Origin of the sequence: Desulfovibrio legallii, from assembly GCF_004309735.1 — a bacterium.
Taxonomy (GTDB): Bacteria; Desulfobacterota; Desulfovibrionia; order Desulfovibrionales; family Desulfovibrionaceae; genus Desulfovibrio; species Desulfovibrio legallii.
The window spans coordinates 1-26566 of sequence record NZ_SIXC01000003.1 but is presented as its reverse complement, the minus strand read 5'-3'; the positions used below and the strand labels follow the sequence as shown (position 1 = coordinate 26566).

Sequence of the window (26566 nt, the reverse complement as noted above, 5' to 3'; positions counted from 1 at the left end):
AAGGGCCCATGACGCGGCGCAGGCCCCGGCAACGGCTGCGCCCGACCTCCTTTCCTTACTGGCCGCAGAAGACGAAAAAAAACTTCCGCCGGACGACGGGCTCATGGCCGGACTGGACGAAGCCGGACGCGGCTGCCTGGCCGGGCCGGTGGTGGCGGCGGCCGTCATCCTGCCTCCGCTTTTCGATTTGCCGGGCCTGACCGACTCCAAGGCCTGCACGGCCCGCACGCGGGAGCGGCTGGCCCCGCGCATCCGACAGTGTGCCACGGCCTGGGGTCTGGGCGTGGTCTGGCCCGCGCGCATCGACCGCATCAACATCCTGCAGGCCACTTTTGAAGCCATGTGCCGGGCTGTGCGCTGCCTGCGCCACCCTCCGGCTCTGCTTTGCATCGACGGCAACCACACGCTGCCGTCGGCCCTGCTGGCTGCCCATTGGGTCAGGGGCCACGGCGCGCACGCGCCCCTGCCGCGCCAGCAGGCCCTTGTGCGCGGCGATGCCCGCGTGCCGGCCATTTCCGCCGCATCCATTCTGGCCAAAACCTACAGGGACGCCCTCATGGCGCACCTGGACCGCCGCTGGCCGGGCTACGGTTTTGCCGCGCACAAAGGCTACGGCACCAAGGAGCATCTGGCGGCCTTGCGCCGCCTGGGCCCCTGCCCCCAGCACCGGCTGACCTTTGCCGGAGTGCTGCCCGCAGCCCCAGGCCCTGCCCAGGGGAGCCTGCTCTGATGCCCGGCAGCCGGTTTTTCTCCCTGTCGCGCCTTTGGAAGCGGACCACCAAGGCCGCCCCACAGGCCGCGCACCTGCGCCTGGGGCAGGAAGGCGAAGACGCGGCGGCAGAACTGCTCACGCGCAAGGGTTTTGCCCTGCTGGACCGTAACTGGCGACTGGGCAGGCTGGAGCTGGACCTGGTCTGCCGCGACGGCGACACCCTGGTTTTTGTAGAAGTGAAAACCCGCGCCAATGCGGCGCACGGCGGCCCGGCCGCAGCCCTCACACCGGCCAAGCAGCGCCATCTTTACCGCGCCGCCGCGGCCTGGCTCACGGCCCACGAGGCCTGGGACCAGCCCTGCCGTTTTGACTTGGTCTGCGCCCTGCGCCAGGGCGCGGACCTCTACCTGGAGCACTGCCCCCATGCCTTTGTCTGCCCCCCGTCTCTGGATCGTGGCCACGCCCCTTGGCAACCCTGGTGACCTTTCGCCCAGGGCGCGGGCCGTGCTGGCCGAGGCCGACCTGGTACTGGCCGAAGACACCCGCCGCGCCGCCGCCCTGTTTCGCCAGTGCGGCCTTCCCGCGCGCCGGATGCTGAGTTTTTTTGACCACAATGAAGAGCAACGCAAGGATGCGGTGCTGCGCCTGCTGCGCGAGGGCAAAAGTGTGGCCCTTATTTCGGATGCGGGCACGCCCCTGCTGGCCGACCCCGGCTACCGATTGGTACGCGCCTGTCGGCATGAAGGCCTCGCCGTGTCGCCCTTGCCTGGCCCTTCGGCCCCCACGGCGGCCCTATCCGCCGCCGGTCTGCCGCCTTTGCCCTACAGTTTTCTTGGTTTTCTGCCCCGCGATGTGGCCGGGCGCAGGGCGCTGTTCGACGCATTCGCCCACGTGCCCGGTTCCCTGGTTTTTTTTGAACGAAAAGACCGGCTCAAGGAAAGCCTACTTTTGGCCGCGCCCATTCTTGGCCCGCGCGAGGCCGCCGTTTGCCGGGAATTGACCAAAGAACACGAGGAATTTATACTCTTGCGGCTGGAAGACGCCGCCGCCCTGCCCGATGATCTGCTGGGAGAAATCACCGTGGTGGTAGGGCCGCCGGAAAGTACGGCCCGCACCCCGGAAGCCGAAGTGCGCCGCCGTCTGGCTGCGGCGTTGGCCCAGGGCGAAAAACCCCGCGAGGCCTGCCGCACTGTGCAGGCGGCCACCACGGGCTGGACCGGCAAGGAGCTCTACTCCCTGTTGCCCCATGGTCCGGCCGCCTCGGACTGACTTTCGCGGTCTTCCCGCCACAGCCCGGCAGCCGCAGCCCCATAAGCGCGGCCCGACAATGCGGACTGCCCGCGCGAGGCCGCGTCTTGTACGCACGGCACGGGCCTCCGCCCGGAACAGGTCCGCAGACAATGTTCCGGCTGTTCCGCCCACCAACAGGGAGCGCCAGTGTACCCCACACGCATTGTCCTCAACTGCCTTGCGCGCACCGCCTGCATCAGCGCGGCCAATACAGCCCGCAGCATGCAGCAGGTGGGTCTTGCTTTTGCGCTGGAACCGGCCTTGCGCTGGCTCTACCCTGCGCCCGCCGATCTGCGGCGCTCCCTGGCCCGCTACACCGGGCACAGCAATACCCATCCCTTTATGGCGCCGCTCTTTGTGGGCATTCTGCTTTCCCTGGAAGAGAGCGCGGCCCGGGGCGCACTGCCCCCAGCCAACCTGGGCCCGGTGCGAGAAACCCTGGCCACCTCCCTTTCCGCCCTGGGCGACGCCTTCTTCAGCGGCACGCTGCTGCCCCTCTGGGCGCTGTTGAGCGTGGCCCTGCTGCTTTCAGGGCATACGGGGCTCATGGCCGGGCTCACCCTGGTTCTGTTTCTGGCCTTGCTGGGCTTTCGCGCGGCCAGCTTTATGGCCGGGCTGCGCTACGGCATGGCCGTCCTGGCCGGACTGCGGCGGCTCAACCTGATCAACTGGGTAGACCGCCTCAAACTGGTCAACGCCGTGCTGGTGGCCTTGGTCATCTGGCATTTGCTGCCGGGCGAAGACAGGGACTTTCCCTGGGCAGGCTACGTGCTGGGCACCCTGGCCGTGCTTACGGCGGCCTGGCTGGTGGCGCGGCTCAGGCTGCCGCGCCTGCTGCTTTGGGCGTTGACCCTGGGCGTGCTGATTCTCATGGACGTGGGTCTGATTGGCATGTAGTATATGCCCGTTGTCGGTTTTCGAGGCTGCGGGCCCGGCAATGAAAAGGAAAATCATGGAAGACGCCATCGAACAAACCCCGCGCGGGCTGGCCCTGCGGGTGTGCCTGAATCTGCGCAATGGTCTGCACGCCCGCCCGGCGGCCCGCCTGGCCCAAGAGGCCCAGCGCTACGCCGCCTCCATCCAGCTCATCAGCGATACGGGCGAGGTGGACGCCAAAAGCATGCTGGACATCCTTTCTCTGGCGCCGCCCCCCAATGCGGAACTCACTCTCCTGGCCGACGGGAGGGACGCCCGCGAAGCCCTCTGCGGGCTGGCCCGGTTTATGAGCACCCTGCAGGACTGAACCCATGGCACGCGCTCTACTTTTCGGCACGCCCGTTTCTCCCGGCATCGCCATCGGCACGGTGCGCTTTATGCACCGCATGCGCCAGGATGAGGAGCGCCGCATCGGCCCGGACCAGGTCGCCGCCGAGCAGAACGTTCTGCGCGCCGCCGCCGACGATGTGCGCACCGCCCTGCAGGGCACCATGGAAAACGTGCCCGAAGATCTTTCGGACTACCGCGACGTCATTGCCGCCCAGATGGAAATCGTGCGCGACCCCAAGCTGCTCAATGCGGCCCTGGCTCGCATTGAGCGCAAGCAAATCTGCGCCGCCTGGGCCCTCAAGCTCACGGTGGACGAGCTCTGCGCCCTGTTTCGCGGCATGGACGACCCCTACCTGCGCGACCGCGCCCAGGACATCCGCGCTGTGGGGCTGCGCCTGCGCGACCGGCTGACCACGGGCCCGGACCAGGATGCGGACCCCACCCCTGGCGTGCTGGCCGCCGAAGATCTCTCCCCGGCGGACGTCATGGAGCTGGACCTGGACAAAGTGCTGGGCATCGTCACCACCGAGGGCGGCCCCACCTCACACACGGCCATCCTCTCGCGCGGGCTGCACATTCCTGGGCTGGCGGGAGTCACGGGTCTGGTGGATATTGCCCGCGAGCGGGAGGCCATCATTGTGGACGGCCTGGGCGGCTGCGTGCTGCTGAGCCCCGACGAGGCCGACCTCAGCCGCTACGCCCGACGCCGCGACGAGTACACCGCCTGGGAGGCCCGCACCCTCAAAACCGCCCACTGGCCCGCCGAAATGTGCGACGGCGTGCGTGTGGGCGTGCAGGCCAACCTGGAAAACCCCACAGAACTGGCGGCCGCCCTGGAATGCGGCGCCGACGGCGTAGGCCTTTATCGCACGGAATTTGCCTATTTTACCGACCGCCTGCCCACAGAAGAAGATCTGGTGCGGGAATACGCCGCTGTAGCTCGCAAAATGGCCCCGCAAAAGGTGGTTTTCCGTACGCTGGACGTAGGCGCGGATAAAATGCTCCACGCCCAGGCCGTGCTCAAGGAACCCAACCCGGCTCTGGGCCTGCGCGGCATCCGTTTTTGCCTGCGCCATCAGGGCATCTTCCGTACCCAGCTGCGGGCGCTCATGCGCGCCGGGGCCAACGGCAATGTGGCCATCATGCTGCCCATGGTCTCCACCATGGACGAAGTGCAACAGGTACGCCGCATCATCCAGGAGCTGCACCAGGATCTGAGCGCCCAAAATCTTTCCCACGCGCCGTCCCTGCCCCTGGGCATTATGATCGAAACCCCGGCCGCAGCCATAATCTGCGACGCCCTGGCGCGCGAATGCGACTTTTTCAGCATCGGCACCAATGATCTTATCCACTATATCATGGGTATAGACCGCAACAACCGTCATGTGGCCTATCTGAACGAACCCCTGCACCCGGCCGTGGTGCGTTCGCTCAAGCGCATTATCGATGCGGCCCACCGCGAGGGCATCGGCGTTTCCGTCTGCGGCGAGCTGGCTTCAGATCCCTTCGGCCTGGCCCTGTTGCTGGGTATGGGCGTGGACACGGTTTCGGCTGCGCCCCGCTTTGTACCGGGCATGAAGCACCTTATCCGCCATTTTAACGCCGCCGGCTGCATGAACCTGGCCCACAGCGTGCTGTTAAGCACAGATGTCCCCGCCTCCAAACGCATGGTGCGCGAAACCCTGCAACAATCCCTGGGGCACGAGCTGGCCTTTCACACCACCAGCCTGTTCACCCACAGTCAGCCATGAACCAGAAAAACAGCGCCCTCGCCCTGAACAAAAAAGCCCGCCACCTCTATGAACTTTCAGAGTTCGCCGAGGCGGGCCTGGTGCTTACCGGCCCGGAAGTAAAAAGCATCCGCGCCGGCAAAGTCAACTTTGTGGACAGTTATGTGGAGTTTCGCCGGGGCGAGGCCTGGCTGGTTTCGCTGCACATAGCCCCCTACAGCAACGCGGGCTATGTGCCCCAGGAGCCGGATCGCGACCGCAAACTGCTGCTCCACCAGCGAGAGATCGCCAAATTCGCCGGGCTGGTGGCGCAAAAGGGCCTGACCGTGGTGCCCGTGCGCCTCTATCTGAGCCGCGGCAAGGTCAAGGTGGAAATCGCCCTGGGCCGAGGCAAAAAGCTCCACGACCACCGCGAAACCCTCAAACGCCGCGCGGCGGAACGCGACCTGGCCCGCGACCTGGCCTGAGCGGCAGAGGCCGCACCGCTTGGATTTTCTCGCCCGACCGGCTATGGTCACGCTATGTGCGCGTAAGGTACACAGCGTGGCATGGCCGGCCCTGCCGCACCGTGCCCCTTTCCTCACCCTGCAACACAAGGAGCACCAAGATGCGTCGCATACTTGCACTTGCCGCCGTCATCCTTCTGTTGGGCAGCGCCGCCTACGCGGCTGCGCCAACCAAGCAACTGCCCGACGACCTGACCCTGGCCGAAGCCCAGATTGTCGTCAACGCCGCCCTGGTCAAATCTGCAGCCCAGGGCATTCCCATGAATATCGCCGTGGTCGACGCCGGAGGCAACCTCAAGGCCTTTGCGCGGGAAGACGGGGCCTTTTTGGGCAGCATTGACATTGCCCAAAAAAAGGCGCTGACCGCCCGGTATTTCAACATGTCCACCGCCCAGTTGGGCGCAGCGGCCCAGCCTGGCCAGGAGCTTTTCGGCATTGAAGCCACCAACAACGGCCTGGCCATTTTCGGCGGCGGCGAACTCTTGCTGCGCAAAGGCGTCATTGTGGGCGCTGTGGGCGTCAGCGGCGGCAGCGTGGCCGAGGACACGGCCGTGGCCAAAGCCGGCGCGGCGGCCCTGAAATAACCACCTGCACTGCCCGTCCGGAGTGGCCATCCACCCCGGACGGCGTCTGCCCCGGCGGAGGCATGCATACAAAGCCCGCGCACCCCACAGACGCCGTGCCCAAGGCAGCCCACAACACCCTATTGCAATAGATATCATACTAAAATTATTAAATAAATTATTTACAAACAAAATATTTTGGATTTTAGTGCCAAAGGCCGTGGATAGTTGTTGACTTTGATCAAGGCAAACCATATGGTGCCTCCATCACTGAATTGGGTATAGTACTTTTTTTGCCAGAGACTTTACATGGGTAAGGCTTCAAGCGGAAAGTCTACCTCCCGAAACCTCTTGGAGTCTCTTATGGCTACTTCCATTTATGTCGGCAACCTGCCCTGGTCCGCGACGCAAGAAGGCGTTGAAGCCCTCTTCCAGCCCTTTGGCGAAGTTCTTTCCGTGAAGCTCGTTACGGACCGCGACACCGGCCGCGCCCGTGGCTTCGGCTTTGTGGAAATGGGCGACGCCGATGCCGCCGAGGCCATTACCGCCCTGGACGGCAAGGAATTTGACGGCCGCGCCCTGCGCATCAACAAGGCCGAGCCCAAAAAGCCCGCCGCCCGCCGCTGGTAAGTCCGGCGTCCCGCAATAATTCCAGAAGGCCGTGCGCATGCGCACGGCCTTCTTTTTGTATGGAGCCCGCTAGGCGTGGGGCTCCATACAAAATCGTTGAGGATGTTTATTCTCAACGTTACTCTGCTCTAAAAGCCCGGCCCGATCTCCAGGCGCAACAGCACGGCTGCCCCGCCCAGCAGAGCGCGACGGGCCACCACCCGTGCCTGCACGCGGGCCGACAGGCCCTCCAGGCCGCCTTGCCGCAGATAGGCGGCGGCCGGTCCGCCGGGCCAGAGGCCGGGCAGGCAGCGTAGCGCCAAGGCTGCGGGCCATTCCAGATTGCGTTCGGGTGGGCGCAGGTCCGCCACAAGAACCGTTCGGGCCGCTTGCAACGTCAGCTGCAGCAGAGCCGCGCCCGTATCCGGCGGTAAAAAGCACAAAGCATAGGCCAGACGCAGCAGTGGCACGGGAGCCTGCAGGCACAGGGCGCGCAGGTCACGCGGATTCAGGTTGCAGGGCGTCTGCCGCGCCCCGGACGGCCAAGGCGCCACAGCGGCCAGCAACCGCTGTGGAAAACCCAATGGCGGCGCGGATAAAACATCGGGGAGCGGCCCGCGCCCACAGGGGCCGGATACCGGCGGCACGGCGCAGGCGGGCGGCTCCGGGCCAGCAGGCTGCTCCGGGCCGGAATGCCGCATCATTGCACGGCCTGCAGCCGCCGCAGCAGAAAATCTCTGGCCGAAGCCTGGGGGCTGTCGGCGGGCAGACCCTGCAGCAGGTGCTGGGCGTGGCCGTCCGTCACAAACTGGCGACGGCTGGCGGCAAAGTGCAGGTCAAAAAACCAAGTGCCCAGCAGCAAACGAAAATCATTGACGCTGCGCAAATCCGCATAAGCGGCAGTGCGGCCTTCCAGAGCAGCCCGGCAGACCGCGGGGCTGCAGAGGTGCGGGTCGTTGGGCAGCTGCAGCACCACCGTGGGGTTGTAGGGGCCGGGGCCGCTCAAATGCTCGTCCATGACGCGCAGGATGTCCAGCTTGTCCGCGTCGCGCACCACATTGGCGGCCAGCGCCACCCCCTCCGGCACGCGGGCAGGCAGGGCAAAGCGGTTGTGCAAGGCCACGGCGGCCAGAATAATTTTGCGCAAGGGTTCGTCTGCCAGACGGCCTTCACGCTTGAGGATGCGCACGCCCAGCTGCCCGTGGTTGCAGGAATCCCTGTCGCGAAACGTATGGTAGCGCAGATACTGCTCAAACCGGCCTACATCGTGGTACAGGGCGGCCAGCAAGCAGGCGCGGGCCAGAGGCGGCGTGAGCGCCTCGGCCGCCACAATGCGCCGGGCGTCGGCCAGCACGGCCTTGGTGTGGGTCAGCTTCAGATCCAGGGGAGCCGGATCCCCGTCGGCACGCGCCGCCTCCTTGGCCCGTTCCCGCGCCGCATAGGCGGCAAACCAGGCCTCGTGCCCGCTGATGTCTTGCAAAGCGTTCATGCCCGTTCTGTACGCCGGGTTGCGCCGCAAGGCAATGGGAGCAGCGCCTTGAGGGCCGTGCCGCCTTCTGCTATGCTGTTCTTTGCCTTTGAGGGTCTTTTGCGGGTCGCCCCGCGCTCTTTTTATTCCCGCCTTTTCCGGAGCTTTTTCATGGCCGATTTTGTCCACCTGCACTGCCATACGGAATACAGCCTGCTGGACGGCGCCATCCGCATCAAGGATCTTTGCGCCCGCGCCAAGGATTACGGCATGCCCGCCTGCGCTGTTACCGACCACGGCAATCTTTTTGCCGCAGCCTACTTCTATCGCACCTGCAAAGACTTCGGCATCAAGCCCATTGTGGGCTGCGAGGTCTACGTTTGCCACGACCACAAGGACAAAAGCCCGGATTCGCCCCTGGCCCGCACCCGCCACCACCTCATCCTGCTGGCCCAGAACACCGTTGGCTACCACAATCTGGTCAAGCTGGTCAGCCAGGGCTACCTGGAAGGTTTCTACTACAAACCGCGCGTGGACAAGGCCCAGCTGCGCAAGTATTCCGAAGGGCTGATCTGCCTTTCGGCCTGCATTGCCGGTGAAATCCCACGCGCCGTGATCAAAGACAACGACATGGACAAGGCCCTGCGCCTGACCCGTGAATACGCCGACATCTATCCCGGCCGGTTCTATCTTGAGCTGCAGTCCAACGGCCTCAAGGAACAGGAAGTAGCCAACACGGCCCTGATGGAACTGGCCGAAACCACGGGCCTGCCCCTGGTCGCCACCAACGACTGCCACTACCTCAATGCCGACGACGCCGAAGCCCACGAGGTGCTGCTCTGCATCCAGACGCAGACCACTATGGACGACCCCAACCGCATGCGCTTCGGCACCCACGAGCTGTACTACAAGTCCGTGGAGGAGATGGAAAAACCCTTTGCCCATGTGCCCGAAGCCCTGGCCAACACCCTGCGCATAGCGGAACAGTGCCAGGTGGAAATGGACTTCGGCCACCACTACTTTCCCGTCTACGCTCTGCCCCAGGGGGCCAGCCTGGAATCCGAATTCCGCCGCCTGGCCGAAGAAGGCCTGGAACGCCGCCTGGAAAAGCACCCCGACCGCGAGCACATCGACCCGCAGGCCTACCGCGACCGTCTGCAGTACGAACTTAAGGTCATCATAGAAATGGGCTTTCCCGGCTATTTTCTTATTGTGCAGGAGTTCATCAACTGGGCCAAGAACCACCATGTCCCGGTGGGGCCGGGACGCGGTTCCGCCGCTGGCTCTCTGGTGGCCTGGGCCTTGCGCATCACCAACCTGGACCCCCTGCCCTACAATCTGCTGTTTGAACGCTTTCTGAACAACGAACGTGTCTCCCTGCCCGATATCGACGTGGACTTCTGCGAGCGCCGCCGGGGCGACGTCATCCGCCATATGGTGGACACCTACGGCGAAGGCTCGGTGGCGCAGATCACCACCTTTGGCACCATGAAGGCCAAGGGCGTGGTGCGCGACGTGGGCCGCGCCCTGGGCATGAGTTTTGCGGAAACGGACCGCATCGCCAAGCTGGTGCCCGCCGATCTCAAAATGACTATCCAGAAGGCCCTGGAAATGGAGCCGGACCTGGAAAAAATCTATAGGGAAGACCCCAAGGTCACCCACCTGCTGGATACGGCCCGCCGCCTGGAGGGCCTGGCCCGCCACGCCTCCACCCACGCCGCCGGGCTGGTGGTTTCGGACAAGCCCATGGTGGAGTACCTGCCCCTCTACCAGGGCAAACGCGGCGAACTGGTGACCCAGTTCGACGGCCCCATGACCGAAAAAGTCGGCCTGGTCAAATTCGACTTTCTGGGCCTTAAGACCATGACCCTTATCCAGGATACCCTGGACAACATCAGCCTGCAGGGGCAAACCCCGCCAGATCTGGACAACCTGCCCCTCACCGACGCCGCTACCTACGACCTCTACGCCCGCGGCGACACGGACGGCGTGTTTCAGGTGGAAAGCTCCGGCATGCGCCAGTACCTGCGCATGCTCAAACCCACCTGCTTTGAAGACGTCATCGCCATGCTGGCCTTGTACCGGCCCGGCCCCCTGGGTTCGGGCATGGTGGACGAGTTCATCAAGCGCAAACACGGCCAGGTGCCCGTGGTCTATCCGCACGACTCCCTGCAGGAATGCCTGCGCGACACCTACGGCGTCATCGTTTATCAGGAACAAGTCATGCAGATCGCCCAGATCATCGCCAGCTACACGTTGGGCGGGGCCGACCTGCTGCGCCGGGCCATGGGCAAGAAAAAAGCCGAAGCCATGGCCAAGGAACGCGTGACCTTTGTGGCCGGGGCGGAAAAAAACGGCATCGGTAAAGACAAGGCCAATGAAATTTTTGACTTGATGGAAAAATTTGCGGAATACGGCTTCAACAAGTCCCACTCCGCCGCCTATGCCCTTATTTCCTACTACACGGCCTACCTCAAGGTGCACTACAAGGTGGAGTTCATGGCCGCCCTGCTCACCTCTGAAATGGGTAACCAGGACAAGCTGCTCAAATACGTTTCCTGCTGCAAAGATATGGGCATAGACGTGGTGCAGCCCTCAGTAAACCAGAGCCAACGCGAATTCACGGCCCACAACGGCCAAGTGGTCTTCGGCCTGGGCGGCATCAAAAACGTGGGCGACGAAGCCATCCGCGAACTGGTGGAAGCCCGCAAAACCGAAGGCGGCTACACCTCCCTGCTGGACCTCTGCTGCCGGGTCAACCTGCGCAAGGTCACCAAAAGAGTGCTGGAATCGTTGGTCAAAGGCGGGGCCTGCGATTGCTTCAACGTGCCCCGCGCGGCCATGCTGGCGGCCCTGGACCTGGTAGTGAGCCGCGCCCAGAAAAAGGCCAAGGAAAAAAGCTCCAACCAGGTTTCCCTGCTGGCCATGGCCCCGGCCCTGGAGGCCAAACCTCTGCCCGGCATCGGCCTGGACTGCCCCGAAGCCCAGGCGCCGGAAATGAGCGACGACGACAAGCTCAAAGGCGAAAAAGAGGCTCTGGGCTTCTTCCTGACCAGCCACCCCCTGCTGCCCTTTATCCGCGAAATGCGCCGACTGAACCTCACCACACTGGAAGACGCGCGTGAACTCTTCCCCGGTGCGGAACTGCGCTGCGCCGCCCTGGTGGTCAGCCTCAAGGAGGTCATCACCAAATCCCGCGGCGAACGCATGGCCTTTGTGGGCATTGAAGACCTTACAGGCCACGCGGAGGTGACCTTCTTTCCCCGTTCCTACGCCGAATGCCGCAGTTTGCTGCAGTCCGAGCAACCCCTCTGCCTCACGGCCCGGCTGGACAGCCAGAACGACGCGGCCGACAACCGCGACATGGGGGATGAGGAAGAGGATGCCCCCCGCGAACTGAAATTGCTGGGGCAGAGCGTCCGCCCCCTGGCCGAGGCCTGCGGCGACAGCGATACGCCCGTGTGCGTGCAGATACCGCCGCACCGCCTGGGTCGGGAAGATATGCTGACCCTGCGCTCCATTCTGGAAAGCCACCCCGGCCCCGTGGAGGCCCAGGCCCAGATCTGCCTGGACGGGCACGTCTGCCTGCTGCTGCTGGACAGCGCCCTCAAGGTGCGGCCCGGCCCGGAACTGGATAAGGCGCTTTCCGCCTGGGCGTCGTAGAAAAACGGGGATTACGGGGAGAAAGGCGCGCCGGAGCGGCCCGTTGTTGAAAAAGTCCCTTCGCAAGGTCAACACGGCCGGCTCTACCTCAAAAACGGGGGGAGTGGTTTGCAGAAAGCGCTTGCCTTTGGTGTAGGCCCGCGTATGGCTTCCGCAACTTCGAAAATTACCGCTTGCGGGTGCGCGTATTGTGCTGCTGAAATGGATGGGGAATTGTTCAGAAACCTGTCGAAAAAACTGCCCGTTGAAGGGGCTTGCCCCCGTCTTTGGTGTAGAGCCCTTAAAATCGATTCTAGCGCGGGGCAGTTGGTAGGGGCCTTTTCCTGTGGACACGACAGACGGCGATGGTTATAGTGAGGGTGAGGTAAACATGGTTAAGCGCCTTGCTGACTGGCTGGAGAAAATGAGCGTTGCCGCTATGGCCGTGGGCCTGTTTCAAGGCGTTGGCTACGGCGTGTTTTTGGGCCTTGCCTGTTTTGCAGCCAGCCTATACCTTACCAAGAAAGGAGGCGGACAATGACAACGTGGATTCTGGCAACCATCGTTTGCGCGGGCGTGTTCGCCTATGGCGTCTATTTGACCCGCCATCATAAGTCCAGATAATCGCCCCAGACATTGACAGCAAGCCCCGGTTGGAGTTCCCGCCGGGGCTTTTTTCGTGCCGGAAACCACAGGTGGTGCAAGTTTCCCCACCTTCAGGCGGGCGACAGCCTGCGGAAGTTCGCACACTGGTGCGCCAGAGATGCCTGGCAGGAGGAAGGACTTGCCGCACTTCCGGTGGTGCGATGGTCTGCACCCATTCCCTTCCCGGTGGTAGCCCGACAGAAAAAGCCCCTACGGCTATTAACCGTAAGGGCTTGATTTCTTTGGCTCCCCGAGACGGACTTGAACCGCCAACCTAGTGATTAACAGTCGTGCGGTTTTGTTTTCACCGCCTTTCATAAAATTTCTTGACGTTGGAAATACAGGCACTTATAGTTGCATCAGGTTGCTTTTGGTGTCCAGCTTTTACCTGTAGCGTGTTACCCCGGTGTTACCCCAAAGCCATTAGGAGCCACGCCCATGAAATTGACGAAAAGAGCCATAGAAGGACTGCAAGGCAACGGGACGCGCTATGAAGTCCGAGACGATGACTTAAAGGGCTTTGTGGTGCGCGTGGGCGTTTCTGGCGAAAGGTCTTTTTACTTTGTCTATCGTGCCGGAAAAGGGCGTGCGGCTCCGCTCAAGCGGCTACGCCTGGGAACATTCCCCACCATGACCGTTGAGCAGGCTCGCGCCCTTGCCAAACAAAAGGCGGCACAGGTTGCGCTGGGGGAAGACCCCGCCGAGCAGGAAAGGGAACGGAAGACCGCGCCAACCGTCAAGGCTGCTTTCGCTGCATTCTTCGAGCAGCACGACACGAAAATTAAACCCAGCACATCCGAGGCCTACCACCGGATAGCAGAGCAACATATCTTCCCCGCAATGGGGAGCCTCAAGGTCGCGGCGGTTCAATATCGCCACGTTGCGGCCCTCCACTACGCAATGCAGGATACCCCGTATCAGGCGAACAGGACGGCGGCGCTACTATCCAAGTTCTTTGGCTGGTGCGAGAAAAACGGGTATCGGGAGCGCGGCAGCAATCCCGTTGTCGGCCTTGAGAGATATGAGGAGCAGAAGCGTCAAGCCTTCATGGGGCGAGAGGAACTTGAAGCCTTGGGCAATGCCTTCCGCGTCATGGAAGCCCATGGCTATACAGACCCAGAAACGGGCAAGGTAACAGCCTTTGACCCCACAATTGCCGCAGCCCTCAAGATACTGCTTCTCACTGGCGCGCGCTGCATGGAAGTCCTTACGCTCAAATGGGAGTACATCGATACCGACCGGGGGATTGCCAGCCTGCCCGATTCAAAGACGGGAGCGAAGACCCTTCATCTGCCCCCGCCTGCCCTAGCCGTGCTGGCGGCCCTTCCGCGCGTCAATGAGTACTGCTTCCCCGGCAGGGGAGGAACGGGGCATGTCGTGAACGTCAAGGACACATGGCGACGACTTCTCTCTGTCGCCCAGCTATCGGGCTGGCGCATCCACGATTTACGCCACGCCTACGCTAGCTATGCCGCCTGTTCAGGCAAAAGCCTGCCCGTTATCGGAGCTATTCTGGGACATACCCAGGCGGCCACGACAGCACGCTATGCCCACCTTGCTGACAATCCTGTCGCCCTTGCAGCAGCGGAAACCGCAGCGCAGATACAGAAGGATTTCAGCGGGGGCAAGGTCTTGCCATTCAAAGCCGCAAAGTAGGCGCAGAGCACACCCTCATTGACATACAACAAAGTGTAGTTACACTATGACCAGGCAGCACCGAACAGCCCAAGCACTTTTCGAGTGGGATGAAGCCAAGGCGGAGAGCAACCGGAGCAAGCACGGCATCGACTTTGAGCAGGCCGCGGCTGCCTTTGCCGACCCCTGCGCCTTGGTGCGCTATGACGAAGCTCACAGCCAGGAAGAGGACCGCTTTCACTTGCTGGGCATGGTGGGAGCTACGCTGGTGCTGCTGGTGGTATTCACCGAGCACGATGCTATTCGCATCATATCCGCCCGAAAGGCGACCGGGCAGGAGGTAGAATGTTATGAACAACTCTGACGACCGGCTCACTCCTCACACAATAGTTGGCGCAGACAGTCGGCCTTTGACTGATACAGAGCTCGCGGGTTTTGTGCGTCTGGCCGACGTGCCAGGAGAAACCCTGATTGAACGGTTGCGTACTCTCAAGAAGCGCGCCGCCAAGCAGTCTTTGACGGTACGCTATGACGCGGACATTGTTGAATATTACAGAAGCAAAGGCAAAGGCTACCAGAAGGCCATGAACGATGCCCTACGCGTGTGCATGGAGGCGGAAAAAGGCACACTGCGCCCATAAACGCATTTGGCGGAGAGGACGTATGACATTTCAGGACCTTGCCAAGAAAATGGGCGGAGACACCGAGGCAATCCATTATGTGGAGACGGCGCTAAAGACTGGGGCTCTGTTCGCCTATTACATCTCCTCTGGGGTACTGGTCCCGTATGACGAGCTCAAACTGCCGGATTCCCTTGCTTTTCTGCTGTACCAGAAGATGGATGGCCTCCCGTACAGAGGGGCAGATGGCCTGTTCTTTTTCGACAGAGAGCTCACCACGCAGGAGCGCCTCAATCTGGCGCTGGAGCAGGCCAATTCCGATGTAAGTCCCGCTACTGGCACTGGAAGCACAAAGGACGTCCGCCGCCGGAGGCTGACACAAGAGGCATTCGACCGCTTCAAGGCCGCCGGCCCGAAGGTCTGGCCCTGGCACAGCAACGGCCGCATGTATCGGGAAGATTTCATGAACGCATTGCGCGGGCTGGCGCTGGAGGAGTTCCACCAAACCGAAGCAAAACAATTGTGGAAGGACTTCGCTGCCGAACTGGGCAGCAAAAAGGTGGGGCGAGGGCGCAAACCCGAGCTATAGCCGGAGAGGAAAGTCGTTTGACTGCATTTTGCTTGTCAGACGACTTTTTTATTTTTGTCTGACAACAGCCTGAAATAACTTAAAATATACCCACCACGAGAAAAGTCGTCCAACAACAATTCGTCTATGGGCGACTTTCTATTTTAACGTGCTTTGCACTGTGCTTTCCTAGCTTGGACGGGGCAGCCCGCCAAAAACAAAAGGAGAAGGCACATGCAGAAAACTTTGCAACGTTGGGCARACACGCAACAGGCCGCGGAGTACCTTGGCGTATCGGCGTCTTTGCTTGAGAAGGACCGCGTTTTTGGGCTCCACAAGATTCCTTTCTCCAGAATCGGGCGACGAATTGTTTACGACCTGCACGACCTCGACACCTATCTAGAAGTTCACAAGCAAGTCTGGGAGGAGGGGGCCTAGATGGCGGCCTCTGAACCGCGAGGGCCCCAGGTGATGCAACACCCAGGGCCTGAAAAAGAACTGTGTGGCCAAATCATGCCCCAAAACGCCCACGCAAGTCAAGGGGCGGTAGGTTTCGGTTTCGACCCCTCTGCCCCGGACTATGGTCCAGCCCTGGCGGCGGCGCGTACTGCCTTCCTTGAGAGGTGCATGGCAGAGAAAAATGTCGCACCTGCCACCGAGGAGCAGGGTCCTGCGCCCGCCGAGGAACAGAGCATGGAGCTTTACCCTCTGCTGGACGTTGCCGACGTTATGAACTTTCCAGCTTTAGAGTGGAAAATCAAGGGCTTAATACCAAGTGTGGGCATCGGCCAGATTTGGGGCGCGTCGACCAGCGGGAAGAGTTTCCTTCCATCGACTTGGCTGCACACGTTGCAAGGGGCCGACCCTGGTTCGGGCACAAGACGAAGCAGAGCCCGGTGGTCCTGCTGTTCCTTGAAGGTCAGGGCGGAGCCAAGCAGCGACTTGCAGCCTACCAGTCCTTCCACGGCGAGCCGCTTCCAAACAATATTCTGGTAGGTGTCGCTCCCACGACTCTTTATAAAGGTGAAGACGTGGACGCTCTGGCTGCTGCAATCCCGGAAGGGTCGCTGGTCGTCATTGATACGCAGGCCTGCGCGACTGTCGGCCTTTCAGAAAATGACTCCACAGAAATGGGTCTTTTCATTGAAAGTGCAAAACGTCTGGCAACAACCAGGCGGTGTTTCGTCCTCTGCCTACATCATTCCGGCAAAGATAGCGGCCGTGGCGCCCGTGGTAGTTCTGTCCAACTTCCGTCTTGGGACTTCGCGGCGGAGGTGGTACGCGAGGGGCAGCGCCGTTTTTGGCGGGCCGTTAAGGTCAAGGACGGCGACGGCGAGGGCGAAAAACATCCCTTCCAGTTGGGCATTGTAGACCTTGGGGCAGATGAGGACGGCGACCGCATCACGTCTTGCGTGGCCCTGCCGGACGCAGAGGATTTGGCCGGGCAGGAGGGGAAAACCCTGACACCCAACCAAAAGTACGCCCTTGAATCGCTACGGGAGGCGCTTGGAAAGGAGGGCTGCGACAGCATTCACGTCGACGCCTGGCGACCGTATTTTTATGGGCGACACACGGGCGACAACGACAAAACCAAGGCCCAGGCTTTTCGACGCGGCAGGAATGAACTTGTAAATCTTGGGGTAATTCTAGTAACAGGCTATATTTACAGTATAAACAAGGAAGGCGACAGGCGACATTTAGACTACATGTAGCCCATGTAGCCTAGCGCCCAAGCCCTGGTTTTAGGCGACACTACACTACACACACCTATAAGGTGTGTAGTGTGTCGCCCAAGGATGGGAGGCCAAAGTGAACCGAAGCATCTTAGATTTCTTTCCTGCCATGAAGCCCAAGGGCCCGAACGAGTGGGCCGGCCCCTGTCCCCTGTGCGGCGGTGCTACGAAGGACGGTTTCATTGTCTGGCCTGACCGTCCACATGGTGGAGCCTTCATGTGCCGCAAGTGTGGGGCCAGCGGTGACGGCATTGCCTTCCTGATGCAGCGTGACGGTATGTCTTACCTCGAGGCATGTGAAGCCTTGTCGCTTGAGCCGAGGAGCTCTTCCTTTGCCGGGCGAAGCAGGACACGGCGCGAATGTCCTGCCCGGGTCTCGCATGTCCAGCCAGCGCCGAGGCCCACACCAGAGCCCGCCGTTCTCCCCTGCAGGGAATGGATGAGCAGCGCCGAGGCACTTTTGGCCGACTGCCAGCGGGGCCTAGAGGAGAGCCCTGGCGCCGTGACGGCCCTGGCCGGGCGCTACCTGACGCCGGACACGGCCCGTGCCTGCGGACTGGGCTGGAACGACCGCGACAGGTATGTGCCGCGCTCTGCCTGGGGCCTGCCGGATTTGGCCGGGCCTGACGGAGAGCCCCGCACAAAGTTGCTGATTCCCAGAGGTTTGGTCGTCGCGTGCCGGCGGGAGGCCGGAGTTGTCGCCTTAACCGTGCGCCGTCCCAACGACCGCCCAGAGCCCCGCCCGAAATACTGGCAGGTCGCTGGAGGTGCCAGCGTGCCGTTTATTGCCGGGTGCGCTGGGCACCCTGTGGTGTTGGTGGAATCAGCCCTGGACGCCTGTTTGCTTTGGCAGGAGACGGAAGGCCAGGTGGCTGGCGTGGGCTTCATGGGCAGTACCAAGCCTGCCGACACCGCCACCGACGCCTTTATCCGGTCTGCCCCGCAGCTGCTGGCCGCACCGGACAACGATGATGCGGGTGAAAAGGCGTGGGCGCGGTGGTCTGCCACCTATCCCCATGCCCATTTTGCCCCTGTTCTGCACGGCAAGGATATTGGCGAACAGCACGCCGCTGCCCATGCGTGGCCCCTCAATTACAGCATACCCACCACGGGCGAATGGCTTACGGCAGTTCTGTCCTCTGCTCCCCATAACTCAACCACCTACACGCTTACCGCGTAAGGAACAGCTATGAAAAAACTTTCCGCGCTCGAAGCTATCCGCAAGTTCTGCCTGCAATGTCAGGGCGGCGTTTCCGCAAACGTGACCGAATGCCAATATACCGCCTGCCCCTTTTACGCCTACCGCATGGGAGTGGCCTTGCCCGCAGGGAAGCACCGCCCCTTGAAAACCATCCGCACATACTGCGTTGAAGAATGCCAAGCCGGTAACCAAGGGCAGGTTGACGACTGCCAAGGCGACACCGCCGCCGCTGGCTCTTGCCCAGTCTTCCTTTTTCGCATGGGACGGAATCCAAACATTACAAAAGAGCATAGGGAAAAACTGCGCACAGCAGCTTTCCGCCGCATGGAGGATGGCAGCATGGGACTGGCATCTGTCTTGTCCCGTGCTAATGGGCCCTTTCAGCCCGCAGAATCGTCGAAAAGCCCCCGGCCCGATGTTGGTTAAGGTATGGCTAAAAATGAACGTTCATTTCGTCAAAAATCGTATTTTCTTGGGGGTGACAGCATGCGCATAGTTCAGGACAGCCGGGAGCAGACCCCCTATGCCTTCAATGCCCCCAGGTATGCGGGCGTTACCGTGGAGAACAGCAGGCCGCTGCGCTGACCTGGCCGCTGCGCTACGATATGCCGACTGTAGGCGAATGGCTCAAAATGGCCCTGGCTGACCTCCAGAGCGTTGAAACTACAAAATACGGACAATGTGCCGTAGAAAACTTTTAAGGAGCTTGTATGCGGATTGTGCGCGATACACGGGAACAGCGGGGATACCGCTTTGAAGGACCGGCATACGCCGATGTGACCGTTGAAGACGGCACGCTGAACGTTGGCGACTACTCTCTTGCAGGGCTGGGAGACAAGGTTGCCGTGGAACGCAAGTCACTGCCGGACCTGGTGCAGTGCCTTGGCCGGGAACGTGAGAGGTTTGCGCGTGAACTGCAGCGTGCTGTCGCCTTGGACGCATTCTGCGTGGTCGTTGAGGCCTCTTGGCAAGATTTGGCCTCTGGACAGTACCGGAGCCAGTTGTCCCCTAGGGCTGCGTGTCAAAGCGTTTTGTCTTTTATGGCGCGGTTGGGGATATCTTTTATTTTTGCCGGGAACCGGAGCGCTGCGGAATACATAACAGCCTATTTTTTGCGCCAGTATCTTGAAGGCGCCCGCAAGCGGTGGGCAACCATTGTGAAAGCGCATGGAGACGGTTCAGGAGGTGAAGCGGCATGAAAACCCAACCTACAGAGAACCTGCAGAAGGAGGGCCGCACCCCAGACGGGCGTTTCGCCCCTGGACACACAGGGAACCCGAAAGGGCGCGCGCCAGGCAGCCGAAACAAGGCCACGCAGGCCGCTCTAGCACTCATGGAAGGACAGCTGGAGCAGATTACCCAAACTCTCGTTGACGCAGCATTGGGCGGAGATTTGACGGCAATTCGGCTGATTCTGGAAAGGCTTGTCCCTCCCTGCAAGGAGAAGGCGCTTCCGCCAATCAGCCTCCCCCCTGTTCCCGATGCCCAATCACTGCCCAAACTGACCGCCGCCATTCTTGGGGCCGTGGCCGATGGCTGTATTACCCCCGGCGAGGGGCAGGCCTTGGCGGCATTGGCTAGTACTCACGCCAAGAACCTTGAACTGGCGGAACTGGAACAACGCATTGCCGCTCTGGAGCGCACCCAGGGCAAAGGGAGGCCATGAACATGAGCAGCACACTTGAACGGCGCGTCGCCCGCCTGGAGACGACAAGGGCCACCGACTCGGGCATGATTGTCCACTGGGAACTCCCCGAGGACGCCACGGCTCTTTCCTGCAAGGGCAGAACCTTTCCACGGCAGGAGGGCGAGACCGTCCCTAACCTGGTGCTGCGCGTGGAGGAGTCCCTCACACCGTGCCCCGGCGAAATCCTGTGGCTAGACCAGGCCTAGAGACGCCTTCATCCCACCTGCAGAGCCGGGGTTCCGAAAGGGCTCCGGCTTTTTACGTGGCAGGGAAAGGGGCTTGCCCCCGTCTTTGGTGTAGAGCCGCACCATTCCATTCCCTTCCCGGTGTTACCCCGGTGTTACCCCGACAGAAAAAGCCCCTACGGCTATTAACCGTAAGGGCTTGATTTCTTTGGCTCCCCGAGACGGACTTGAACCGCCAACCTAGTGATTAACAGTCACCCGCTCTGCCAATTGAGCTATCGGGGATCATTGCAGCGAAGAAATGTGTACGGAAAAAACCGGGCAACGTCAAGGAAAAACTGCCGGAAATTTTATTTTTCCTGGCAGAGGCGCGCCAGACGCTTGCCGTAGCGTTCGGCTTCGCTGTAGATACAGCCGCAGTAGGGCTGGCGGTAGAGGCCCATTTCCTTGGAGCGGTCAATGCCCTCTTGCCAGTCCTCACGAAAATCCCGATAGACAAATCCAGGCCCGCCTGCGGCCCCCAGCCGTTCGCCGGCGGTCTTAATGGCCGCGTGCGGCTGGTAGCGCGAATAGAGCAGGCTGCTACTCACCCAGGCACAGCCCAGGGCCGCGGCGGCGGCAAAAGCCGCTTCCAGACGGCTGGCGCAGCACCAGGCGCAGCGCTCCGGCGGGGCGTCCCGCCCGGCCACGGCCCGCAGCCAGGCGGTCACATCCCAAGTGGCGTCCGCGTAAACAATGGGCACCCCCAGCTGCGCGGCGCACTCTCCGGCGGCTTCGCGGCGGCGCAGGTACTCCGTCAGCGGGTGGATGTTGGGATTCATGAACCAGGCCGTGACGGCGTACCCTTCATCCAGCAGCCGCCGCAGGGGCATGACGGCGCACGGTCCGCAACAGACGTGCAGGAGCAGTCGGCGGTTCTTGCGCAACGCGTCGGTCGCCGCTGCCCCTCCCTCCACCGAAGGGGACGAAAGACATCCCCTGAGGTCGGACGCAGCGCAGGCCCCTCTGTCGGTCCTGACGCCGCCGCCCGCTGCCGCAGCGATGGGCGCACCTAAGGACGCACCAATATTTCCAGACATTTGCCGAAATCCTGCTCCAGTTCGCGCAAGGTGTCGCGCTTATGGTTCAGCAGATATAAGGCCAGTTCCGGCGGGGCCGGATACACGCACTTATCTTTATTTTCCGCGCGCAGCAGCCGTCGCAGTTCGCCCAGCGCCTGCAGGGCCTGCCATTCCAGGTTGCGGCGCTGGCCTGTGCCGCCGCAGGCCGGGCAGGGCTCCATGGTGATGGAAAGGGCCGACGACCCCGTACGCTGGCGCACCAGCTCCAGCAGGCCAAAGGAGCTCATACGGCCCACATCGTGCCGGGCGCGGTCGCCCTTCATAGCCGTGCGCAGGGTCTTTTCCACTTCCAGCACATGCTTTTTATCACGCATTTCAATGAAGTCGATAACCACCTGGCCGCCGATGTCACGCAGCTTGAGGTGACGGGCAATGGCCTCGGCCGCCTCCATGTTGGTCTTGTGGGCCATGGCCTCAAAATTGCCCTTGCCGGAAATTTTTCCGGAGTTGATGTCAATGGCCATGAGGGCTTCGGTCTGGTCAAACACCAGCCGCCCGCCCGAAGGCAGCTGCACTTCACGGGTATAGATCTGGTCGAGCTGACGCCGCAGGTTAAAGCGGTCCCACATGGGCGTGCGCACGTCCGTATAGAGGTGCACCAGGTCTTTCTTGCGGGGGAAGAGCAGGCTTACGGTTTCCCGAATGCTCTGGGCCACTTCTTCGTTATCCACCCAAATTTCGCCCACGTCGTCGGTAAGATAGTCGCGCACGGCGCGCTCGGAAAGACCGGGTTCCTGATAGACCAGGGCCGGACCCGTGACCTCGGTGCCTTTTTTGCGGATGTCGCGCCAGACGCGCTTCAGGTATTGCAGATCATTGCGCAAAGTAGTCTTGGTAGTTCCGGCGCTCACCGTGCGCACGATGACGCCCAGATTCTGGCCGGGATCAATGCCATTCATGAGTTCGCGCAGGCGGGAGCGCTCTTCGTCGTCCTCCACCTTGCGCGAAACCCCGATCTGCTCCTGCCCCGGCGTAAGCACCAAAAAACGTCCGGCCAGCGAAATCCAGGTGGTCAGAAACGCGCCCTTGCTGCCCGTGGGTTCTTTAACAACCTGCACCAGCACTTCCTGTCCGGCCTTAAGCACCTTCTGGATAGGCGGAAATTTCTTGCCCTTGGCGGGCTCGTGGTGGCTCAGCCAGTATTCTGGGTGCACTTCATCAATCTGCAAAAAGCCGTTCTTGCCCGCGCCGTAGCTCACAAAGGCGGCTTGCAGATTAGTATCGATATTGTGGATAACGCCCTTGTAGATATTGCCCTTGATTTTGCGCTGGTGCAGCATGTCCAGGTAATATTCCAGCACCTGTCCGTTTTCGGCCAGAGCCACTTCCACCTGTTCGCCAGGCAGCACGCTGATATACATGCGCCGTTTGTTCTGAGCCCCACCGCGCGCAGAGGAGGACTTGCCGCCGGAAGCCTGCGCAGAGACCTGACCAGACGTCTTATCGAACGCTTTGCCGGACGTCTGGGGGTCCACCGGGATCGGGCTCCTGCTCTGAGCTTCGCCCGCAGACACGCCGCCCTCCGGGCCGGCTGGCGCATCCCGATCGTCCTCGCCCGGCGTAGCTGTTGCGCCATTTTCCTGCCCATTCTGATCTTTTTTACGACTGCGGCCGCGGCCGCCGCGCCTTCCTCGCCGATTTTTGCGGCGGGGAGCCTCAGCGGCATTTTCCGCATCCGCTTCAGAGCCGGCTGCCGACAATGCAGAACCCCCTTCGCCGGAGGCGACCGGTACAATGGCGGGGCCTTCCACCGCCGGCACGTCCGCCACGGGCCGCAAGGCCGGTACGGGGGGCGACGCGGCTTCAGACAAGGCCGGGACGGACGCGGAAGACGCAAGCGCACCCTGGGCCGGACGCGCAGCAAGTTCCTTGCGTTCAGGGGCGACAAGAGCCGCTGCGCCACCAGGCTGTTGGCCCGCGACCGCCATACCGGCAGGCTGTGGCGCCCGCACGTCGCCATCTACAGCCAGCGCGGCAGGCGCGGCCGGGGCAGCGTCCTTTGCTGCGGCGCGGGATTTACGGCCCCCTGCGCTGCGGCCGGAAGTTTTCGTTGTGGCGGTGCGCCCAATGGCACTACGCTCGTGGCCGGCGGTTTTAGTCGTCGTGTGGGGTGTTGCGGCGCTCTCTGCAGTCTCCGCCTCTGCGGCCGAGGTTTCCGGCGCGGGGGAGGCGGCAGCTGCCGTCGCTGCCGCGGCCTTTTGCGCGGCGGGATCAGCCGTCGCAACGGCAGATCTGGCGGACCTGGACGCGGCGCGCCCTGCGGCGCTGCGGCTGCGGCCGGAGGCTTTGGTTGTCGCGCCGGGTGTTGCGGCGCGGGGTGCGGCGTTCTCTGCGGCAGCCGCTGCTGCGGGTGCGCCTTCCGGCGCCGCTGACGAAGCTGTGTCCTTGGACGCGGGTTTCGGCGCGGTTGCAGCGCTCTGCCCTGTCGCCATTTCTGCGGCCGACGTTTTTTTACGGCTGGTGGTACGGGTCGTGCGGCGTTTTTGGGGAGATTCTTCTGTTGCGGGGGGCGTGTCCGGCGTATCAGTGGGGGCCGCCGTGGCGGCGGCTGCGCGTTTGCCGACGGCGCGCTTGCGTGGAGCGGGTCTGGAAGTTGCGGCGTCCGCGGCTTCCACGGGGGGGGGAGTGTCCGGCGACGTATCAGTGGTTGTTGCGGCGGGTGACGCGGTTTTGGCTGTTTTGCTGCGGGGGGCGGCGCGCCGCCGGGGCTTGGGGGTTTCCTTTTCCATTGTGTCCGGGGCTGCGGAAGCGGCCACGGGAGTGTCCTGATCTGCGGTCATGAATATCCTTTTATGTACGGCGGCGGGAACCGCCGTCAGAAATTTGGGCGGCATGCTCTGACGAGGCCGGTGCAGCGCCGGATGGCGCGCAGGTGCGGCTGGCATGCCCGTACTCCTTGCAGAGTACGTTTTTTTGAAAATTATGCAAGCGGCCCGTCCGGACGCTATGCCGTGACGGGCCTGCAAAACCGATTTCTGTCAAAAAAAATCAGCTTTCCAGCATCTTAAGCTCTGCCGAAAGCTGCCCGGCGTTAGAGCGCAGCAGGACGTACCCTCCCAGAGAAAGCGGCCCCGGATTAACCACCAGGGTGCGGCCCACGCGGTCCATAGCCCGGGCCTCGTGGATATGCCCGCACAGGCAGATCTCCGGCTGGGCTTCCTCCAGAAATTCGCGCACAGCCGAAGAACCCACGTGCACGCCGCCGGGGATGACGTCGCAGGCCGTATCCTTGGGCGGATTGTGCGACACCAGCACCGTATGGGCGTAGGTCCGGGCTTTTTGCCAGCAGGCGTCCAACCAGGCGGCGAAGGCCGATTCCGGAAATTCGCTGGGCGTGCCAAAGGGCGTGAAGGTGGAAGCCCCCACGCCGAATATGGCCGTATCCGGCGTGAGCGCGCGGGTCATGCCATGGAGGTTCCAGCCCATTTCGCTCAGCCACTGGTCCACTTCGGGCCGGTCCATATTGCCGATCTGCGCCCAAACCGTGGTATTGTGGGCGCGCAGCACATTCATGACCTGCTCGGCCTGCTTCACGCCGCCGGTGATGGTCAGATCACCGGTCACAATAATGCCGTCGGCCTGAGAAAGCTCCGGAATTTCGGCAATGCGGGCAGGCTCGTCGTGGATGTCGCCCACGGCGACCCAGAGATAGTCCTGAAAGTCGGCGCTTGGCATGGCGGTGTTTCCTTTGTTACAGTCTTGCGGCCGTATTCGGCCGCAGTATGTACAGATTAGCATATTCCGCCAGCCAAGGAAAGACCCGTCATGTTCCCTTCCCCGCCGCCCGCCGCGCCCGAAGCCGCCACCAAGGCCCGCCTGCGGGAACAGGCCGCCGGTCTGCGCCGCGGCCTTTCACCGCAGGCATTCCAAAATAACGGCCAAGCCGCACAAGGGCATATCCTGAGTTCCGCCCTCTGGCGCGAGGCCCGCTCCGTGGCCCTCTATGTGGGGGTGAAACAAGAAACGCCCACAGATCTCCTGCTGGACGCGGCCTGGACTGCGGGCCGCGTGGTCTGGCTGCCACGCGTGCGCCACGGCCAACCCGGATGCATGGACTTTGCCCTCTGTTCCGGCCCGCAGGATCTGCGCCCCGGCCCTTTCGGCCTGCGCGAACCCACCCCCGCCCTGCCCGGCCTGGGGCCCGAAGCCCTGGGCGCGGCCTTCTCCCCGGACCTGTTCATTCTGCCGGGTCTGCTTTTTGACCTCCGGGGCGGCCGCCTGGGCTACGGCGGCGGCTATTACGACCGTTTTCTGCGCCGACGCCCGGCCTGCCCGCTCCTGGGCCTGTGCTTTTCCTGCCAGGTGGTGCCCACCCTGCCCCTGGACCCCTGGGACCAAAGGGTGGACCACCTTTGTACCGAACGAGGCCTGCAGTGTCTGAAATAAGCTGTATTTCCTTCCAGTTTCCAGGTCTGGAGAACGTGGGCTGCGCCTTCCAGTGCCGTGGCCCGGCCCCGGATTTTGCCGACCTCCGCAATGCCGACGTCGACCCCCTTTCCGGCGGCAACATATCCTACAGCGTGGGGGACGAGCCCGCGCGCACGGCGCGCAGCCGCCGCGCCCTGGCTGGCCTGCTGCGCGCCGGAGGAGCCACAGACTGGGCCGAACTGCACCAGGTGCACGGCGACGCTTTACACGTTGACCCGCCCGCCACGGCCTTGTCCCTGGCCCCGGACCTTACGGACGCCGCCCTGCCCCAAGGCGACGGCCTGGCTACCGACCGCCCCGGTCTGGCTCTGTGCATCAAGACCGCCGACTGCCAGCCCATCCTCCTGGCCCACACAAGTGGACGCTACGTGGCCGCCCTGCACGCCGGTTGGCGCGGCAACCGCTGCGCCTTCCCCACCAGCGGCGCGCGCCGCTTCTGCCAACAGTATGGCCTTGACCCCCGTGAGGTGCTGGCCGTACGCGGCCCCAGCCTGGGACCGGACAAAGCTCAGTTTACCAACTTCTCTCAGGAATGGGGCCCAAACTACGCCCCCTGGTTTGACGCGCCCGGCCGCACCCTGGACCTCTGGAGCCTCACCCGCCGCCAGCTGGAAGACGCCGGGCTCCTGCCCCGCCATATCTTCGGCCTGGACCTCTGCACCATGTCCAACCCGCAGTTCTTCTCCTACCGCCGCCAGCGCGGTTGCGGCCGCCAGGCCAGTCTGATCTGGATAAAAATATAGTTTTTTGCGGGGGAAAACTTGTGTGGTGGGGGAGAAAACCTTTGTGGACAAAAGTTCCCTCCCCCACAGTCTTTCAGGCTCTTAGCCCTGCTTCATCTGATCGATAAGGCCGCGCAGCACCTGCGCCTGCTGGGCCAGTTCGGTCACGGCGGCAGAGGCGTGGCGCATGGCGGCGGAGGTCTCGGCAGAAATGCGGTTCACGTCCTCATCCTCA

Annotated in this window: 29 protein-coding genes, 1 tRNA gene and 1 pseudogene; 25 read left to right on the top strand and 6 right to left on the bottom strand. The window is 62.5% G+C overall.

The window, feature by feature from the left end:
* Positions 1-103 precede the first annotated feature (103 nt).
* The 9 genes from EB812_RS02650 (at position 104) to EB812_RS02610 (ending at position 6697) form a co-directional block, all read left to right on the top strand.
* Positions 104-730: a ribonuclease HII gene (locus tag EB812_RS02650; protein WP_118230734.1), complete on the top strand. Its 627-nt coding sequence runs from the start codon at positions 104-106 to the stop codon at positions 728-730.
* Positions 730-1194: a YraN family protein gene (locus EB812_RS02645; RefSeq protein WP_118230725.1), complete on the top strand. Its 465-nt coding sequence runs from the start codon at positions 730-732 to the stop codon at positions 1192-1194. The genes EB812_RS02650 and EB812_RS02645 overlap by 1 nt, the downstream gene beginning before the upstream one ends.
* A complete protein-coding gene (rsmI, locus tag EB812_RS02640) occupies positions 1136-1981 on the top strand; it encodes a 16S rRNA (cytidine(1402)-2'-O)-methyltransferase (protein WP_118230724.1) in 846 nt (281 codons plus the stop codon). The genes EB812_RS02645 and rsmI overlap by 59 nt, the downstream gene beginning before the upstream one ends.
* 168 nt (positions 1982-2149) lie before the next feature.
* Positions 2150-2899 carry a PTS system mannose/fructose/sorbose family transporter subunit IID gene (locus tag EB812_RS02635; protein ID WP_118230723.1) on the top strand — a complete coding sequence of 250 codons (750 nt, stop codon included), beginning with the start codon at positions 2150-2152 and terminating at the stop codon, positions 2897-2899.
* A gap of 55 nt (positions 2900-2954) precedes the next feature.
* Entirely contained in the window at positions 2955-3245 is a 291-nt protein-coding gene (locus EB812_RS02630) for an HPr family phosphocarrier protein (protein ID WP_118230722.1), read from the top strand.
* Positions 3246-3249: 4 nt separating this feature from the next.
* On the top strand, positions 3250-5019 hold the full coding sequence (gene ptsP / locus EB812_RS02625) for a phosphoenolpyruvate--protein phosphotransferase (protein WP_130957792.1): 1770 nt from the start codon (positions 3250-3252) through the stop codon (positions 5017-5019).
* Positions 5016-5465 carry an SsrA-binding protein SmpB gene (smpB, locus tag EB812_RS02620; RefSeq protein ID WP_118230720.1) on the top strand — a complete coding sequence of 150 codons (450 nt, stop codon included), beginning with the start codon at positions 5016-5018 and terminating at the stop codon, positions 5463-5465. Before ptsP ends, smpB begins: the two co-directional genes overlap by 4 nt.
* Positions 5466-5605: 140 nt before the next feature.
* Positions 5606-6088 (top strand): GlcG/HbpS family heme-binding protein, encoded by a 483-nt coding sequence (locus EB812_RS02615; RefSeq protein ID WP_118230719.1) that lies wholly within the window; start codon positions 5606-5608, stop codon positions 6086-6088.
* Positions 6089-6430: 342 nt separating this feature from the next.
* Entirely contained in the window at positions 6431-6697 is a 267-nt protein-coding gene (locus EB812_RS02610) for an RNA recognition motif domain-containing protein (protein ID WP_118230718.1), read from the top strand.
* A gap of 128 nt (positions 6698-6825) precedes the next feature.
* Here EB812_RS02610 and EB812_RS02605 read toward each other — a convergent pair whose 3' ends face one another.
* Positions 6826-7146 (bottom strand): hypothetical protein, encoded by a 321-nt coding sequence (locus tag EB812_RS02605; RefSeq protein ID WP_130957791.1) that lies wholly within the window; start codon positions 7144-7146, stop codon positions 6826-6828.
* A gap of 230 nt (positions 7147-7376) precedes the next feature.
* Positions 7377-8165 (bottom strand): HD domain-containing protein, encoded by a 789-nt coding sequence (locus EB812_RS02600; protein WP_118230716.1) that lies wholly within the window; start codon positions 8163-8165, stop codon positions 7377-7379.
* 150 nt (positions 8166-8315) lie between these two features.
* Here EB812_RS02600 and dnaE point away from each other — a divergent pair, with 150 nt between their 5' ends.
* The 14 genes and pseudogenes from dnaE (at position 8316) to EB812_RS11635 (ending at position 20081) form a co-directional block, all read left to right on the top strand.
* Entirely contained in the window at positions 8316-11807 is a 3492-nt protein-coding gene (gene dnaE, locus EB812_RS02595; protein ID WP_118230733.1) for a DNA polymerase III subunit alpha, read from the top strand.
* 325 nt (positions 11808-12132) lie between these two features.
* Positions 12133-12327: a hypothetical protein gene (locus EB812_RS02590; RefSeq protein ID WP_130957790.1), complete on the top strand. Its 195-nt coding sequence runs from the start codon at positions 12133-12135 to the stop codon at positions 12325-12327.
* A gap of 542 nt (positions 12328-12869) precedes the next feature.
* Positions 12870-14087: a tyrosine-type recombinase/integrase gene (locus tag EB812_RS02585; RefSeq protein WP_130957789.1), complete on the top strand. Its 1218-nt coding sequence runs from the start codon at positions 12870-12872 to the stop codon at positions 14085-14087.
* Between the two features lie 46 nt (positions 14088-14133).
* Positions 14134-14430 (top strand): BrnT family toxin, encoded by a 297-nt coding sequence (locus tag EB812_RS02580; protein ID WP_130957788.1) that lies wholly within the window; start codon positions 14134-14136, stop codon positions 14428-14430.
* Entirely contained in the window at positions 14417-14707 is a 291-nt protein-coding gene (locus EB812_RS02575) for a BrnA antitoxin family protein (RefSeq protein ID WP_130957787.1), read from the top strand. The genes EB812_RS02580 and EB812_RS02575 overlap by 14 nt, the downstream gene beginning before the upstream one ends.
* A 22-nt stretch (positions 14708-14729) precedes the next feature.
* Complete coding sequence (locus EB812_RS02570) at positions 14730-15275, top strand: hypothetical protein (protein WP_130957786.1); 546 nt, start codon at positions 14730-14732, stop codon at positions 15273-15275.
* Positions 15276-15488: 213 nt separating this feature from the next.
* Complete coding sequence (locus EB812_RS02565) at positions 15489-15692, top strand: helix-turn-helix domain-containing protein (protein WP_130957785.1); 204 nt, start codon at positions 15489-15491, stop codon at positions 15690-15692.
* Between the two features lie 185 nt (positions 15693-15877).
* Positions 15878-16966, top strand: coding sequence for an AAA family ATPase (locus tag EB812_RS02560; RefSeq protein WP_130957784.1), 1089 nt, complete (start codon positions 15878-15880; stop codon positions 16964-16966).
* Positions 16967-17096: 130 nt separating this feature from the next.
* Positions 17097-17285, top strand: a pseudogene (locus tag EB812_RS11960) (primase-helicase zinc-binding domain-containing protein); the annotation flags it as partial.
* A gap of 477 nt (positions 17286-17762) precedes the next feature.
* Positions 17763-18167, top strand: a complete 405-nt coding sequence (locus EB812_RS11805) for a toprim domain-containing protein (RefSeq protein WP_242621164.1) — start codon at positions 17763-17765, stop codon at positions 18165-18167.
* A 9-nt stretch (positions 18168-18176) separates the two neighbouring features.
* Positions 18177-18614, top strand: a complete 438-nt coding sequence (locus EB812_RS02550) for a hypothetical protein (RefSeq protein ID WP_130957782.1) — start codon at positions 18177-18179, stop codon at positions 18612-18614.
* Between the two features lie 284 nt (positions 18615-18898).
* A complete protein-coding gene (locus EB812_RS02545; protein ID WP_130957781.1) occupies positions 18899-19387 on the top strand; it encodes an ERCC4 domain-containing protein in 489 nt (162 codons plus the stop codon).
* Positions 19384-19854 carry a DUF5681 domain-containing protein gene (locus EB812_RS02540; RefSeq protein WP_130957780.1) on the top strand — a complete coding sequence of 157 codons (471 nt, stop codon included), beginning with the start codon at positions 19384-19386 and terminating at the stop codon, positions 19852-19854. The genes EB812_RS02545 and EB812_RS02540 overlap by 4 nt, the downstream gene beginning before the upstream one ends.
* A gap of 65 nt (positions 19855-19919) precedes the next feature.
* Positions 19920-20081 (top strand): hypothetical protein, encoded by a 162-nt coding sequence (locus tag EB812_RS11635; RefSeq protein WP_165450876.1) that lies wholly within the window; start codon positions 19920-19922, stop codon positions 20079-20081.
* A gap of 188 nt (positions 20082-20269) precedes the next feature.
* On the opposite strand, the gene EB812_RS02535 is transcribed toward EB812_RS11635, so the two are convergent.
* The 4 genes from EB812_RS02535 to EB812_RS02520 all read right to left on the bottom strand — a co-directional run bounded on the left by EB812_RS02535 (position 20270) and on the right by EB812_RS02520 (position 24856).
* Positions 20270-20345 (bottom strand) — tRNA-Asn (locus tag EB812_RS02535).
* A gap of 65 nt (positions 20346-20410) precedes the next feature.
* A complete protein-coding gene (locus tag EB812_RS02530) occupies positions 20411-21139 on the bottom strand; it encodes an epoxyqueuosine reductase QueH (protein ID WP_118230715.1) in 729 nt (242 codons plus the stop codon).
* Positions 21112-22542: an Rne/Rng family ribonuclease gene (locus tag EB812_RS11800; protein ID WP_242621163.1), complete on the bottom strand. Its 1431-nt coding sequence runs from the start codon at positions 22540-22542 to the stop codon at positions 21112-21114. The genes EB812_RS02530 and EB812_RS11800 overlap by 28 nt, the downstream gene beginning before the upstream one ends.
* Positions 22543-24169: 1627 nt before the next feature.
* Positions 24170-24856, bottom strand: a complete 687-nt coding sequence (locus EB812_RS02520; protein WP_118230714.1) for a metallophosphoesterase family protein — start codon at positions 24854-24856, stop codon at positions 24170-24172.
* A 90-nt stretch (positions 24857-24946) separates the two neighbouring features.
* Here EB812_RS02520 and EB812_RS02515 point away from each other — a divergent pair, with 90 nt between their 5' ends.
* Positions 24947-25567, top strand: coding sequence for a 5-formyltetrahydrofolate cyclo-ligase (locus EB812_RS02515; protein ID WP_118230713.1), 621 nt, complete (start codon positions 24947-24949; stop codon positions 25565-25567).
* Positions 25555-26352: a purine nucleoside phosphorylase YfiH/LACC1 family protein gene (locus tag EB812_RS02510; RefSeq protein WP_165450875.1), complete on the top strand. Its 798-nt coding sequence runs from the start codon at positions 25555-25557 to the stop codon at positions 26350-26352. Before EB812_RS02515 ends, EB812_RS02510 begins: the two co-directional genes overlap by 13 nt.
* Positions 26353-26566: the final 214 nt, after the last annotated feature.